Genomic DNA, 14358 nt, shown 5'->3' with positions numbered 1-14358 from the left:
AGCAAGCGCCCAAGCACATCGCCGTCCGTCGCCTGCAGCCCCGTACGCGGCGCACCGGCACGCGCGTGCCGCGCGCGTTTCTGGCACCATCCGGTGATGTCGGCGGCGGCGTGCAACGCGGCGTCGCCTGTTCGCCGTCCGATCCCTTCTCTCGAGGACCCGCATGATCACGCTTCGCCCGATGACCGAAGACGACTTCGCGCGCTTCTGGCCGACCTACCGCGCGGTGGTCGCCGCGCAGGAAACGTACGCGCTCGATCCCGCGCCGACGTTCGAGGCGGCACGCGCGCTCTGGCTCGACGCGCCGCTTTGCACGTGGGTCGCCGAAGAGGACGGCGTGCTGCTCGGTTCGTATTACCTGAAAGCGAACGCGGCGGGGCCCGGCAACCACGTGTGCAACTGCGGATACATGGTCGGCGAGGCCGCGCGCGGACGCGGCGTCGCGCGCCTGATGTGTGAGCACTCGCAGCAGGTCGCGCGCGAGCGCGGGTTTCTCGCGATGCAGTTCAATTCGGTCGTCGCGACGAACGAAGTCGCGGTTGCGCTGTGGCAGAAGCTCGGCTTCGAGATCGTCGGCCGGCTGCCGCGCGCGTATCGCCATGCGCGGCTCGGCTTCGTCGACTGCCTCGTGATGTTCAAGTGGCTCGGCGGCGACGCGCAGGCATGAAGCCGCCGCGCCGTTCGACCGCGCGCAACGACGCGCCGACGCACGCCGCTGCGCCGCCGCGCGCTGCATCGGCACACACGACGGATCGCAGCCGCATCGCGGCGTGGCGGCTCGCGATCGGCCTGTCGCTCGGCAGCGCGATCGCGCTCGGTCTCGCGCGCTTCTCGTATGCGCTGCTGCTGCCGCCGATGAAGGCCGACCTCGGCTGGAGCTTCGCGCAGGCCGGCGCGCTGAACACCGCGAACGCGGCCGGCTATCTGTTCGGCGCGCTCGCCTTCCCGTGGCTGTCGCGCCGTTGGCGCGCCGGCACGCTGCTCGCGGCGGGGTGCGTGCTGACCGCCTGCCTGATGGCCGCGTGCGGCGTCACGGTCGGCATGCAGGCATTGCTCGTGCAGCGGCTCGCGACGGGCATCGGCAGTGCGCTGATCTTCGTCAGCGGCGGCGTGCTGGCCGCGCGTCTCGCGTCGGCGTCGCCGCGCGATGCGGGGCTGCTGCTCGGCCTCTATTACGGCGGAACGGGCTGGGGCATCGTCGCGTCGTCGCTGCTCGTGCCGGCGACGCTCGTGCATCGCGCGCACGGCTGGCAGCCGGCGTGGTTCGCGCTGGCGCTCGCGTGCGTGCTGTGCGCAGCGATCGCGGTGTCGGCCGCGCGCCGCATCGAGCACAACCATCGTCCGCCGCCCGCGCGCGTCGACGATGCAGCGGCCGCCCGAGCGAGCCCGGCGCGCTTCGCGTTTGCGCTCGGCGGCTACGGGCTATTCGGCGTCGGCTATATCGGCTATATGACGTTCATCGTCGCGCTGCTGCGCGATGCGGGAATGAGCGGCACGGTCGTGTCCGCGTTCTACGTGATGCTCGGTGTCGCGACGATCGTCTCGGCGCGGCTGTGGTCGGGGCTGCTCGACCGCATGCGCGGCGGGCAGGCGCTCGCGGTGCTCAACGCACTGCTCGGCATCGCGACGCTGATGCCGGCGCTGATCGTGCATCCGGCCGCGGCGTTCGTGTCGGGCGTACTGTTCGGCGCGACGTTCCTGTCGGCGGTTGCGTCGACGACGGCATTCGTGCGGCACAACCTGCCGCCCGACGGCTGGCCGAAAGGCATCAGCGCATTTACGACGATCTTCGCCTTCGGGCAGATCGCGGGGCCGGTCGCGATCGGCTGGGTGTCGGACAGCGCAGGGCTCGCGCGCGGGCTCGTGTATTCGGCGCTGACGCTGTTCGCCGGTGCGGCGCTGGCGGCCGCGCAGCGCGCGCTGCGGCGCGCCGCATAACCGGCGCACGCGGCGCCGTCAGCGCACGCAGGCGCCGCGCGACACGCGATGAAACGCGCGGCCGAAGTAGATGAGGCTGTCGCCGTCGTCGCGCACGCGGATCGACGTCGCCTCGATGAACATCACCGAATGCGAGCCGACCGTCTGCATCCCGGCGATCGTCCCTTGCAGGCTCGCCAGCGCATCGCGTAGCACCGGCACGTCGTGCGCGCCGCGGTCCCAGACGGGCAGCGCGAAGCGCCGCTCCATCGGCAGCTCGGTGAGGCCCGCGAAATGCCGCGCAAGCATTTCGTGTTCGGCCGGCAGCACGTTGATGCACACATGGCGATTGCGTTCGAAGATCGCGTGCATCGCGCTCGAACGGTTCAGGCAGACGAGCACGGTCGGCGGCGTATCCGTGACCGAACAGACGGCGCTCGCGGTGATGCCGCAGCGGCCGTGCGGGCCGGCGGTCGTGATCACGTTGACGGCCGCGCCGAGATGGGCCATCGCGTGCCGGAACGCCTTCTGCGCGTCGGACGGCTCGGCGCGCACCGCGGGGGCGGAATCGGTGGTCGGGGACGTGGCGGACATGAGCGCTCCTGATCGAATGAAGACGGCGATTCGCCGGACAGGATCGAGCGTACGTCGAGAAAAAGCGGACGGACATTCGCACGATTGACGCACGACATGGCGTTCGCGCCAACCGCGCTAAAGGTTCTACCTAGTCGCACTACCCTGCATGCGAAAAAAGGCGCGACACGGCACGCACGCGCGGCACGCAGGGGTTTTCAGCGTATTTTCGGCTCGCTATGATGTGCCGCACGTGTGTGCCGCGCCCGACGTGCGCACGTGCGCCATCGCCGATGTACGGCGCACAATCCTCCCCAATCATGCGAGACACCCCGATGACGTCACCCGCTCCGATCGTATATATCGTCGACGACGACGGCGGCATGCGGACCTCGCTCGCATGGCTGCTCGAATCGGTCGGCATCGCGTCGGAGGGATTCGCGAACGCGGCGGATTTTCTCGCGCGCTTCGATGCGAACTCGCCCGCCTGCCTCGTGCTCGACGTGCGGATGCCGGAAAAAAGCGGGTTCGACGTGCAGGCCGAGTTGAACGCGCGCGGTGCGACGCTGCCGGTGATCTTCGTCAGCGGGCACGGCGACATTCCGATGTCGGTGCGTGCGCTGCAGAACGGCGCGATCGATTTCGTCGAGAAGCCGTACAACTCGCAGCAGATGCTCGAACGCGTGCAGCGCGCGCTGCGCCTCGCGCAGCAGCGGCATGCGGCCGACCGGCGCCATCGCGAACTGCGCGAGCGGCTCGCGGCGCTGACCGCGCGCGAGAAGGAGGTGCTGCAGGGCGTCGTCGACGGCAAGGGCAGCAAGCAGATCGCGTCGGATCTGTCGATCAGCGTGAAGACCGTCGACGTGCATCGCGCGAGCATCAAGGAGAAGCTCGGCGCGACCTCGATCGCCGCACTCGTGCGCGACGTGATGGTCGTCTGGGGCGACGAACGCGAACGGCCGCGATAGCGGCCGACGAAACGGTTGCGGCGGGCCGTGTACCTCGCGCTCAGCGCATGTACAGGCCGCCGTTGATGTCCCAGCACGCGCCGTTCGCGAAATACGCGTCGCCCGACGCGAGCAGCACGGCCGCGTCGGCGACGAAGCCGGCCGAGCCGAGCCGGCCGCCGGGCAGGCTCGCGAGCACCTGACGCAGCTTTTCGGGCGCGACGCTTTCATGGACGATCGGCAGGTCGAGCGGGCCGGGCGAGATCGCATTCACGGTCACGCCGTGCGCGCCGAGGTCGCGCGCGAACACCTTGGTCAGCGTCAGCGTGCCGCCTTTCGCGGCCGCGTAGTGCGCGCCCGTCGCGGAGCCGCCGTTCTGGCCGGCGAGCGACGCGATGTTGACGATGCGGCCGGCACCGCGCGTCGCGAAATACTGGCCGAATACCTGACACCCGAACAGCACGCTGCGCAGGTTCACGTCGATCACCTGATCGAACTGTTCGGCGGTGATCTCCATCGCGGGCACGACCTTCGATGCGCCCGCATTGTTGACGAGCACGTCGACCTCGCCCCAGCGCGCGACGAGCGCATCGCGCGCCGCTTCGAAGTCGCGTTTCGACGTGACGTCGAGCGGTATCGCGATCGCGCGCGTGCCGTCCGGATCGAGGTCGCGTGCGTGTGCGCGGATCGCGTCGGCCGCGATGTCGGCCAGCGCGACGCGATAGCCGGCCGCATGGAAGCGTTCGGCAATGACGGCGCCAAGCCCGCGGGCGGCGCCGGTGACGAGTACGACTCGGTCTGACATGGTGCGTGATTCCGTGGTTCGCATGCGCCTGCGCGCACGCATCGTGGTTCAGGCGGCGAGCGCCGCGGCGACATGCGCGGCGAGCGCGCACACCTGTTCGTCCGCGCCCTTGCGTCCGACGATCTGCAAGCCGGCCTTCAGCGGCGAGCCGTCGAGCGGCAGCGGCACGCTGAGCGCCGGATGGCCGCTCAGGTTGAACGGCCGGATCAGCGACGACATCGCGATCACCGACACGCCGTTGCGCGCCTCATCGAGCGTGATCGGCAGCGCGGGCAGCGTCGGCAGCACGAGTGCGTCCGCGTGTTCGAGCGCCGCGTCGACCTGCGCGGTGAAGCGCGCGCGCACGGCCTCGGCCGCGTCGAGCGCGGCGGCCGTCGTCGTCGCCGCCGCGCGCAGCCGCGCATCGAGATCCGCGCCGAGCCGGCCGGTCGCGACCAGATCGCCGAACGCGCGCGACGTCTCGGCGTTGATGACGACGAGCCCCGCGTCGAACGCCGCGTGCAGATCGTCGAGCACGAGCGTGTGCGTGCGCAGGCCGGCCGCATCGAGCGCCGCCCGCAATGCGCGCGCGATGGCCGGCTCCGCGTCGACGACAAGCTGCGCCACCGTGCAACCGGCGGCCGACGCCGCCGCGCGCACGCGGTCGAAGCCCGGCGCGATCGCGGCCATCGCGGCGCTCAGTGTATCCATGTCGCGCGCGAACGGTCCGACGCAGTCGAGCGTCGTCTCGGCAGGCGCGACGCCGCGCCGCGACACGCGGCCGAACGTCGGTTTCAGCCCGAACACGCCGCAGCATGCGGCCGGCCCGCGAATCGAGCCGCCGGTGTCGGTGCCGAGCGCCGCATCGACGACGCCGAGCCCGACAAGCGACGCGGAGCCGCTCGACGAACCGCCGGGAATGCGCGACGCATCCTGCGGATTGAGCGGCGTGCCGGTGTAGTCGTTGATGCCCGTCATGCCGAACGCGAGCTCGTGCATGTTGGCCTTGCCGGCGATCTGCCAGCCGGCGTCGAGCAGCAGACGCACGACGTCGGCGTGCTGCGTGGCGGGCGGTGCGTCGGCGAGCGCGCGGCTCGCCGCGCGCGTCGGATAGCCCGCGATGTCGATCGTGTCCTTGATGGCGATCGTCGGCCCCGGGCCGCCGAGCGTGAAGGTGTCGATGAAGCCTGTCATATGCGATGTCGCGCGAGCGCGGTGGAGAAGTTCAGGGCCGTTGCGCGGCAGCGAGCGGCCACGGGCCGTCGAGCACGCGCTCGGTGCGGAAATGCCGGATCAGCCATGCGGGGCCGTCCTGCGCCGGTGCGAAATCGACGGTCAGCCGCGCGCCGATCAGCTCCGCGGAGCCGTCTGCGTAGCGCGACGCCTGCAGCATGATCCAGCGGCCGCGCGCGGCCGTGGCGTCGGCCGCGACGTCGATCGTCTCCGAGGTCAGGAAGTGCAGGTTCGCGCCGAAGTGCGGATCGGGCGGCAGATAGCGGCGCAGCATCGCCACGATCGCGGCCGGCCCTTCCAGGCGGCCGAACTTCTGCGCGTACTGCGGGCCGATGCCTTCCCATACGGCGTCCGGCGTAAACAGCGCGTCGAGCGCCGGGCCGTCGCCGGCCGCTTCCGGCACGTCGCACAGCGCCATGTAGCGCGCGATCGTCGCGCGCACCGCGCGTTCCGCTTCGAGCGCGGCCACGCGGCGCGCGAGCGCGTCGAGCGTGTGTGCCGCAGCGCGTTCGGTCGTGTCGCTCATCGTCGCGCTCCTTACGATGCCGGCCGCGCGGCGGGCGGCACGGTCAGCGCGCGGCCGACGCGCGCCTCGATCTTCCCGTAGCGCCACAGGTTGTATTCGCCGACGGGCGTGGTGCGATACAGGTTGCAGACGGCGACCGCCGTGTCGAAATCGGCGACGTCGGCCATGATGTAGAACGTCCACGGCGCACCGTCCGCGTGGCCGACGACGAGCCGGTCGTCATCCATGACGCCGAGCACGCGCACGCCGGGCATCGCTTCGACGGCCGCGAGCATCGCGCCGTAGGCCTGCCACACTTCGCCGATTTGTTCGCGCGGCAGGTCGAAGAAGTTTTGCGATACGCCGCAGCAGAACAGCACGCGCAGCGGCAGCGGATTCGAATCGGACATGTGAGGGTCTCCAGAAGAGTCGGTCGGGCGCCGCGACGCGGCGCGCATTACAGATAGCCGGGAAACGGTGCGACGCCGGTGAACACGGCGCCCGCGCCGTCGAAGTTGCCTTCGGCGAGAAACGCGTGCTGCGTGACGACCATCGCATCGCGCAGCAGCCGCTGCAGCGGATGCGTGCGGTAGATCGCCGGCGTGCCGCCGAGCCGGTACGCGCGTTCGACGACGCTCGCGCCTTCGCGCGCGATATGCGTGGCCGCGAGGCGCAGCAGGCTGACCTGGTCGGGCGTTACCGCGTTGCCGGCGAGAATCGACTGCCATACCGTGTCGGTCGCGTCGTAGAAAAACGCGCGCGCCGAACGCAGCTGCGCCTCGGCTTTCGCGAGCTCGATGCGGAAGTACGCGCGGTCGGCAAGGCGCGGCGCGCCCGTCGTCGTCTGCCGGCCGCCCGACATGCGGTTCACGACGTCGAGCGCCGCGCGCGCGAGGCCGAGGTTCACGACGGCGAGCACCTGCGCCGCGTACGCGATCGTCGGATACCGATACAGCGGCTCGTCGACGGTCGGCTCGCCGCCGCGCACGAACGTCCACGCTTCGGCGACAAAGCGGTCGTTCACGCGCAAATCATGGCTGCCGGTGCCCTGCATGCCGACCACGTTCCAGTTCTCGACGATCTCGACGTCGGCCGCGCGAAACACGGCCGTGCGCGGCTTGTTCGGCGCCGCGTCCTGCGCGCCGGGCACCGCGATGCCGACGCCGAGCCAGTCGGCGCCCTTGCAGCCGCTCGCGAATTTCCACGTGCCGTTGACGCGCCAGCCGCCCGGTGCGGGCTGCGCGGGCTGCACCGGAAACAGGCCGCCGGCGAATACCTGATCGGGGCCGCTCGCGTAGAGTTCGGCCTGCGTGTCGAGCGGCAAGGCGGCGAGGTAGACGTTCGCGGAACCGAAGCTCGCGACCCACGCGGCCGAGCCGTCGGCCGTCGCGATCCGCTCGATCGTCTCGAGGAAGGCGCCGGGTGCGAGCGCATCGCCGCCGAAGCGGCGCGGCGTGCCCGCGCGATAGATGCCGGCCTCCTTGAACAGCGCGATCACGTCGCGCGGCACGTGCGACAACCGGTCGAATTCGTCGCGTCGCGCGGTGACGGTCTCGATCACGGCGTCGAGTGCCGAGAGCCGCGCGTCGGGCACGCAAGCGGGCGGTGCCGGGCGAGGGGCGGTGTCGATGGCAGCGGCGGCGTGTTGCATGATCGTCTCCTGGGCGGATAGCGGTTCGAAAAAGACAGGCCCCAGTCTAGGAACGCCGAAAACACGCAGCAATTGGTGCGCTAGGCCGCGCGACTGGTGACGTTCCGTGCCGTCCTAAAGAAATCTTCAGATGCGATCGACGCGGGCCGGTGCTATGTTGGGCGTCCGCCCGCGCGATGCCGCGCGGCTCGTTCCGGACCCGACCATGCGCTTTCCCGACGAAGACGACTTCCACCGGCTGCTCGATGCGTTGACGACCTGCGTGCTGCTGCACGACGCACAGACCAAGGCGATCGTCTGGGCGAACCGTGCGGCCTGTATCGCGCTCGGCTTTTCCGTCGAGGAGCTGCTGCCGCTGAAGGCGCCGGACATGACGCGGCCGGAGCCGAAGTACCGTCGCGAGATCGGCGTCGGCGCGATGGACCGCGCGATTGTCGAAGGCCCGCAGGTGTACGAGTGGTGCTACCGGTCGCGTACGGGCGTCGACATGCTGTCCGAGGCGATCGCGACCTACGTGCCGCTGCGCGGGCGCGACGTCGTCATGGTGCAGTTTCGCGACATCAGCGCGGAAGAGGCGATTCGTCAGCAGCTGCGCCGCTACGAGGCGCGGCTGCGCGAGTTCATGCAGGATCTCGACGAAGGGATCGCGGTCGTGACGCCGCATGGCGGCGTGCAGTTCATCAGCGAGTCGGGGCGCCGCGTGCTCGGCCTCGCGGCCGACGAGGCGGTCGGCGACGTGCTCGATTACTGCAGCGCGGACGATCGTGCGCGGCTCGTCGCGCAGTTGCGCGATGCGCCGTCGACGTGCCCGTCGGAACCGCAGCGCTACCGGTTCGTGCGGCGCGACGGCTCGACGTGCTGGCTGCGCGTCGCGTGCCGGCAGGTCGAGATCGAAGGCGATCTCGACGGGCTGCTCGTGCATTTTCGCGACGTGAGCGACGAAGTCGCGATCGAGGAGGCGCGGCGCGCGGAAGCGCGGATGCTCGAGTACGCGGGCCGCTACAACGCGATGGGCGAGATGGCGACCGTGATCGCGCACGAGCTGAGCCAGCCGCTCGCGGCCGTGCGCAACTTCATCGAGGGTGCGGTGCAGCGGCTCGGCGCGCGCGGCAACGTCGACGATGCGATCTGGGGGCTGCGCAGCGCCGACCGGCAGGCCGAGCATGCGGCGCTGATCATCAAGAGCGTGCGCGAATTCATCGTGAAGCGCGAACCGGTCGTCGTGCTTGCCGACCTGCGCGACATCCTCGCCGACGTCGCCTACTTCATCGAGCTGCGCGCGCGCGAAGCGGGCGTGACGGTGTCGATCGTGCAGGCCGACGTGCCGCTGGCGGTCCGCTGCGAACGCGTGCTGATCGGGCAGGTGATCCTGAACCTCGCATTCAACGCGATCGAGGCCTTCGCCGGCTGCGAGCGCGCGACGCGCAGGCTGACGCTCGGCACCGCGCAGGTCGGCGCGCTCGCGGAGCTGCGTGCGATCGATAACGGGCCCGGTGTGGCCGACGATGCGCACGATCGGCTGTTCGACGGTTTTTCGTCGTCGAAGGCCGGCGGCAACGGCATCGGACTGTCGCTGTGCAAGAGCATCGTGACGCGTCACGGCGGCCGCATCGCCGCGCGTCGCGCCGAGGGCGGCGGCCTCGACTGCCGCGTGACGCTGCCGCTCGCCGACGCACGCGCGTAGCGCAGGGCGCGTGTTGCGGGCGGCCGGCGGCGTGCGTGGCACGATCAGCGCCCCAATGCGCCTGCGGTCTGACCGCCGATCCCGAAGTCGGTATTCGGGATGTCCTTGATGATCACGCGCGTCGCCTGCAGCGGTGCGTCGAGCACGTTTGCACCGGCATCGGAGAGTGCGGCGATCAGCGCGCGCTTTTGCGCGTCGGTGCGGCCGGCGATCAGGATCGCGACGATCACCGGTAGCGCGGGCGGCGCGCCGTCGGCCGCGCTACGGCCGCCGAGGCCGATGTGCGTCGCGGGCAGTTCGGTCAGCAGCACGCGCACCGATTCGGCCGGTGCGCCGATCGCATCGACGGTCGCGTGCGTCAGGCGCGCAATCAGTTCGGCCTTGCGTGCATCGTCGTGGCCGGCCGGCAGAAAAACTTCGAGTGTGGGCATGGTGGTTCGCGGAATCGCGGCGGGTAATTGAAGCGAACAAGCGGATGCGCGCGTTCGCGCGCTGCCGGTGCACGGCGCGACTGCAGCCGCGCACCGGCATCCGCGTCACAGCAGGAAGCCGATCGCGCTCAGCGCTTCGGTCGAATCGATCAGCCGCACGACCTTCTCGGCGATCCGCAGCTCGCCGTCCGCATCGATGTGCAAGCGGTGCGTGACGTCGGCCGCGAACAACGTCGTCGTGCCGCGCTTGTACGCGACGACGACCTGCGCGGACTTCAGCTCGACAGTATCGGCGCTGCTGCTTTCGAGCGTGAAGCGCGACACGGTGCGCACGGTGCGCGCCGCATCGGACGCGGACGCCGAGTAGCCCGACAGCATGCGCTGCACGCGCTTCTCGCGCATGTCGCGATCGTCGAAGACGTAGTTCAGCGTCGCGGCGAAGTCGGTCGTCTGCGGATCGATCGGCACCACGTAGTGGCCGGCCGGATCCCACAGGTCGAGCCATGCGCGATAGTCGCGGCGGTCGAGCATCTCGGCTTCGCGCCATACGAATTCGACCGCGCGCGCGAAGGTCTGCTGCGAGAAGAGTGCGTTGCGGTCGTCCATCATGCTTGCTCCATCATCGTGCGCCATTGCCGATACGCTTCGCGCATGCCGGTTTCATCGGTTGCGTGCGCGGTCTTTTCGCCGTTTGCGGCGGTGGTCTCGCGGTTCAGTCCGCGGTTCACGAGAATCGGCACGTCGGGGCCCGCATACGCGCCGCGCTGCACGCGCTCCCACGCTTCGGCGTCGTCCGGGCTGCCGAAGCCGAACGGGCCCTGGAAGTGCTCGTGGATCCGCAGTCGCTCGCGGTTCGCTTCGTCGGGGCCGCCGTCCATCGCGAGCGCGACGTGACGGATCTCGGTTTCGGTCGCGGAGATCGGCCGCAGCACGCGGAAGAACGCCATCGACAGCGCGAGATTCGGAAACAGGTTCAGGTTGAAGCCGACGCCCATCAGCGAGCGCACGATGCGCCGCACTTGTTCCGGCGTGTGCCGCTCGGCGAGCTTCGCGGCGAGCGGCGCAAAGCGCTCGGGCAGCGGTGCGCCGTCGTCGTCGTCGAGATCGACGAGCTCCGGCATCAGCACCGCGAGGCTGTGGCCGTTGCCGAGCGAACGGCAGAACGCGGCGTCGCTCGTCATGAAGCTCGTGATCGTGGCGGCCGTCTCGTCGTCGATCGACTTCATCCACGACTTGTGCACGACCGGAAAGTGATAGAGATCGGTCGTGTTCTCGAGCTGGATCTTCCAGTTGCCCTTGAAGCGGAACTTGTGTTCGCCGTTGGCCTTGATCGGATAGCCGGCGCCCTGCTTCATGAACAGGTCGATCCACGGCTTCGCGCCGCCGAGAAAGTCCTCGAGCGGCTCGATCTCGTCGTTGAAGCTCGCGAAGATCAGCCCTTGATAGACGCCGACGCGCAGCTTCACGAGCGGCAGATCGCCCTTGTCGCACACGCCTTCGTAGCCGTCGCCGTACGGCAGCGCGCGCAGCGTGCCGTCGAGTGCGTACGACCAGCTGTGATACGGGCACGTGAAGCCTTTCGCGTTGCCCTTGTGCGCTTCGCAGACGGTCGCGCCGCGATGGCGGCAGCGGTTCTGCAGCACGTTCACTTCGCCGGTCTTGTCGCGCACGACGATCACCGGCTGGCGGCCGATCGTCGTCGTGATGAAGTCGCCGGGGCGCGGCAATTCGCTATCGTGCGCGACCCAGATCCAGGTGCGGTAGAAGATGCGGTCGAGCTCGGCTTCGAACAGCGCCGGGTCGTGATAGAGCGCGGGTGCGATGCGATCGGGTTGCGCGAGACCGTGCAGCGCACGCGTGTCGATCGTCTGATACGGAATGTCGTTCATCGTCGTCGTGGGGAAAGAGTGCGAGGGACCGAGACGTCGGCGTGCGTGCCTCGGGCGGATCACGAAGCCAGTTTCGTCGCCGCCTGCGCATCGGTCAAATCGATCTAAAAACGGCAGTCGGATAAATCCCGTGGATAACGCGATGTGCGGCGTTCGCGGCGCGGCCACCATGCACGCGATTCATGGCGGGCATTTTTGGCGGGAATTTGACCGCGATCGGGGGCCGCTCTTATCGTGGGTCGCACGCAGCATCGACTCGATCGCATGGCTGCCGCCGACTGCCGGTTCAGCAGGATCCCTGACATTCTTTTCGGAACCTCCGATGCACTCACCCGCACCCACCTCGACGGTTACGCTATCCGTCTCCCGCCATGCCGGTTCGGTTCGCCGTGCGGTCACGACCGCGGTGGTCGGACAAGCGCTCGAATGGTATGACTTCTTCCTGTACGGCACGGCCGCCGCATTGCTGTTCGGCAAGCTGTTCTTTCCGGTCGGCACCGATCCGCTGACCGGCACGATCGCGGCGTTCGGCGGCTTCACGGTCGGCTTCGTCGCGCGACCGATCGGCGGCTTGTTGTGCGGCCACATCGGCGATCGGTACGGCCGCAAGACCGTGATGATGCTGACGATGTTGACGATGGGCGTCGCGACCGCCGGGATGGGCTTGTTGCCGACCTATCGCGAGATCGGGATCGCCGCGCCGATCGCGCTCGTGCTGCTGCGCGTGCTGCAGGGTCTCGCCGCGGGCGGTGAATGGAGCGGCAGCATCCTGCTGATCCACGAGAACGCGCCCGCCGAGCGGCGCGGCGCGCTCGCCGCGTGGAGCCCGTGCGGCGCCGCGCTCGGCTTCGTGTTGTCGACGGCCGCGTTTCTGCTCGTGCAGCGCCTGCCTGGCGCCGACATCGAAAGCTGGGGCTGGCGTATCCCGTTTCTCGCGAGCATCGTGCTGGTCGGCTTCGGCCTGTGGATGCGCCGCTCGGTCGGCGAAAGCGCGGCGTTCGAGCACGTGCGTTCCGAGCAGCATGCGAGCGCGGCGCCGCTCGTCGACGTGCTGCGCGAGTGCCCGCGCGAAGTCGCGACCGTGTTCGGCTTGCGCTTCGGCGAAGGCGCGGTGTCGTACCTGTTCTTCTCGTTCTCGCTCGCTTACGGCAAGTTCATCGGCCTCGACGCGTCGTGGCTGCTGAGCGGGCTCGTGATCTCGATGCTGCTGATGATTCCGGTGACGCTTGCGGCCGGCCGGCTCACCGACCGGATCGGCCGCAAGCCCGTGTACCTGGTCGGCGCAATCGTCGTCGTGCTGATCGCTTACCCGTATTTCGTGCTGCTCCAGTCGGGCCGGTTCGTGTACGTGCTCGCCGCGCTGATTCTCGCGAACAGCGTCGCGATCGGGATTCTCGAAGGCGCGCAGCCTGCCTTCATCAGCGAGCTGCTGCCGGTGCGTCTGCGGTTCTCGGGCCTCGGCATCGGACGCGAGATCGCGTCGGTGCTCGGCGGCGGCCTGTCGCCGATGATCGCGACCGCACTGCTTGCGCACTACCGCAGCGCGGCGCCGATCGTCATCTATCTGATCGTGCTCGGCGCGATCACCATCGTCGCGACCTGCATCGCGCCGGAAACCTATCCGAAGGCGGCGCGCGATGCGCACCGCGTGCGCTGAACGCCGCTCGCCCCTTCGCTTTCCCTTCGTCATTTCAGGATCAGGACATCGCCATGCAAACTTCCACCGTCGTTCGCCCATTCGAGCCGGCCACACCTTCCGGCCTCGCGCCGCAATCCGACGACACGTCGCCGCTGCCGCTCGATGCGGTGATTGCCGAAGTCGAGCGGCGGCGCGACGAGTTCGACCGGCTGTCGCACGTGCCGCGCGACGTGATCGCGCTGATGAAGCGCGCGGGCATCTTCCGCGCCGGCACGCCGAAGCAGTTCGGCGGCGATGCGTTGCCGCCGCACGAATTCGTCGCGATGCTCGAGCGGATCGCCGTCGCGGACGGCTCGGCCGCGTGGGTCGCCGCGTTCGGCTCGGCGAACACGTATCTCGCGGCGCTGCCGCTCGACACGCAGCGCACGATCTATGCGAACGGGCCGGATCAGGTGTTCGCGGGCGGTCTCTATCCGCTGCAGCCCGCGCAACGCGTGGCGGGCGGCTATCGCGTGTCGGGGCGCTGGCGTTTCGCGAGCGGCTGCAAAGGGGCCGACTGGATCGGCGTCGGCATCGGCGGCGCGCCGGGCGAAGGCGGCGCGCCGGGCAAGCCGTTCACCGCGGTGTTTCCGGCCGCCGAAGTCGAGATCGTCGAGAACTGGCGCGTGGTCGGCATGCAGGGCACCGGCAGCCACGACCTCGCGCTCGACGACAGATTCGTCGCCGACGCATGGACCTTCGTGCGCGGCGGCGAACCGACCGTCGACGAGCCGTTGTACCGCTATCCGGCCGTCGCGTATCAGGCGCAGGTCCATGCGGCCGTCAACGTCGGCCTCGCGCGCGCGGCGCTTGATCTGCTGACCGCGATGTCCGGCGCGACGAAGACCACGACGGGCGCGCCGCGTCTCGCCGATCGCCCGTACTACCGCGCAGGGCTCGCAAAGGCCGAGGCTGACTGGCGCAGTGCGCGCGCGTTCTTCTACGAAACCGCCGAACAGGTGTGGGCGTCGCTCGTCGCGGGCCGGCCCGTTTCGCCGTCGCAGGCGAATCTGCTGCGACTGAGTAACCGTCTACCAAGTCAAGCCTTATGGAGCGAATCGTCCCA

The 14358-nt window shown here is 69.5% G+C and carries 15 protein-coding genes; 6 read left to right on the top strand and 9 right to left on the bottom strand.

Features of this window, described 5'->3' with window-relative positions:
* Positions 1-163: 163 nt before the first annotated feature.
* The gene (locus ACSHSS_RS14865) at positions 164-667 is read left to right on the top strand and encodes a GNAT family N-acetyltransferase (protein ID WP_105825499.1); all 504 of its coding nucleotides are present in this window, start codon (positions 164-166) and stop codon (positions 665-667) included.
* Complete coding sequence (locus tag ACSHSS_RS14860) at positions 664-1938, top strand: YbfB/YjiJ family MFS transporter (protein WP_217023972.1); 1275 nt, start codon at positions 664-666, stop codon at positions 1936-1938. The genes ACSHSS_RS14865 and ACSHSS_RS14860 overlap by 4 nt, the downstream gene beginning before the upstream one ends.
* Positions 1939-1956: 18 nt before the next feature.
* Here the strand turns inward: ACSHSS_RS14860 and hpaC are convergent, their stop codons facing one another.
* Positions 1957-2511 carry a 4-hydroxyphenylacetate 3-monooxygenase, reductase component gene (hpaC, locus tag ACSHSS_RS14855; RefSeq protein WP_012217599.1) on the bottom strand — a complete coding sequence of 185 codons (555 nt, stop codon included), beginning with the start codon at positions 2509-2511 and terminating at the stop codon, positions 1957-1959.
* A 314-nt stretch (positions 2512-2825) separates the two neighbouring features.
* On the opposite strand from hpaC, the gene ACSHSS_RS14850 reads away from it, so the two are divergent.
* Positions 2826-3458: a response regulator transcription factor gene (locus tag ACSHSS_RS14850; RefSeq protein ID WP_217023971.1), complete on the top strand. Its 633-nt coding sequence runs from the start codon at positions 2826-2828 to the stop codon at positions 3456-3458.
* Between the two features lie 40 nt (positions 3459-3498).
* Here ACSHSS_RS14850 and ACSHSS_RS14845 read toward each other — a convergent pair whose 3' ends face one another.
* From ACSHSS_RS14845 to ACSHSS_RS14825, 5 genes are read right to left on the bottom strand one after another with little or no spacing between them, the layout of a single operon-like run.
* A complete protein-coding gene (locus ACSHSS_RS14845; RefSeq protein ID WP_105789443.1) occupies positions 3499-4242 on the bottom strand; it encodes an SDR family NAD(P)-dependent oxidoreductase in 744 nt (247 codons plus the stop codon).
* A 48-nt stretch (positions 4243-4290) separates the two neighbouring features.
* The gene (locus ACSHSS_RS14840; RefSeq protein WP_217023970.1) at positions 4291-5415 is read right to left on the bottom strand and encodes an amidase; all 1125 of its coding nucleotides are present in this window, start codon (positions 5413-5415) and stop codon (positions 4291-4293) included.
* A gap of 31 nt (positions 5416-5446) precedes the next feature.
* Entirely contained in the window at positions 5447-5980 is a 534-nt protein-coding gene (locus ACSHSS_RS14835) for a nuclear transport factor 2 family protein (protein ID WP_035953904.1), read from the bottom strand.
* 11 nt (positions 5981-5991) lie between these two features.
* Positions 5992-6369 carry a hypothetical protein gene (locus tag ACSHSS_RS14830; protein WP_006397858.1) on the bottom strand — a complete coding sequence of 126 codons (378 nt, stop codon included), beginning with the start codon at positions 6367-6369 and terminating at the stop codon, positions 5992-5994.
* A gap of 47 nt (positions 6370-6416) precedes the next feature.
* Complete coding sequence (locus ACSHSS_RS14825; protein ID WP_217023969.1) at positions 6417-7610, bottom strand: acyl-CoA dehydrogenase family protein; 1194 nt, start codon at positions 7608-7610, stop codon at positions 6417-6419.
* 130 nt (positions 7611-7740) lie between these two features.
* Here ACSHSS_RS14825 and ACSHSS_RS14820 point away from each other — a divergent pair, with 130 nt between their 5' ends.
* Positions 7741-9294, top strand: coding sequence for a sensor histidine kinase (locus ACSHSS_RS14820; RefSeq protein WP_217023968.1), 1554 nt, complete (start codon positions 7741-7743; stop codon positions 9292-9294).
* Positions 9295-9338: 44 nt separating this feature from the next.
* Here the strand turns inward: ACSHSS_RS14820 and ACSHSS_RS14815 are convergent, their stop codons facing one another.
* From ACSHSS_RS14815 to ACSHSS_RS14805, 3 genes are all read right to left on the bottom strand, one after another.
* Positions 9339-9725 (bottom strand): tautomerase family protein, encoded by a 387-nt coding sequence (locus ACSHSS_RS14815; RefSeq protein ID WP_217023967.1) that lies wholly within the window; start codon positions 9723-9725, stop codon positions 9339-9341.
* Between the two features lie 105 nt (positions 9726-9830).
* Positions 9831-10334 (bottom strand): aromatic-ring-hydroxylating dioxygenase subunit beta, encoded by a 504-nt coding sequence (locus ACSHSS_RS14810; RefSeq protein ID WP_006397863.1) that lies wholly within the window; start codon positions 10332-10334, stop codon positions 9831-9833.
* On the bottom strand, positions 10331-11614 hold the full coding sequence (locus tag ACSHSS_RS14805) for an aromatic ring-hydroxylating oxygenase subunit alpha (protein WP_006415200.1): 1284 nt from the start codon (positions 11612-11614) through the stop codon (positions 10331-10333). Before ACSHSS_RS14805 ends, ACSHSS_RS14810 begins: the two co-directional genes overlap by 4 nt.
* A gap of 322 nt (positions 11615-11936) precedes the next feature.
* Between ACSHSS_RS14805 and ACSHSS_RS14800 the strand changes: the two genes are divergently transcribed.
* Both ACSHSS_RS14800 and ACSHSS_RS14795 read left to right on the top strand, forming a co-directional pair.
* Positions 11937-13271: an MFS transporter gene (locus ACSHSS_RS14800; RefSeq protein ID WP_217023966.1), complete on the top strand. Its 1335-nt coding sequence runs from the start codon at positions 11937-11939 to the stop codon at positions 13269-13271.
* Between the two features lie 53 nt (positions 13272-13324).
* On the top strand, positions 13325-14358 hold a 1034-nt coding region (locus tag ACSHSS_RS14795), incomplete at its 3' end, for an acyl-CoA dehydrogenase family protein (protein WP_445545169.1).

It is taken from the genome of Burkholderia sp. BC1, from assembly GCF_052683555.1.
Note: the sequence above shows the minus strand (reverse complement) of the source record. Positions and strands in the feature narration are given on the sequence as shown.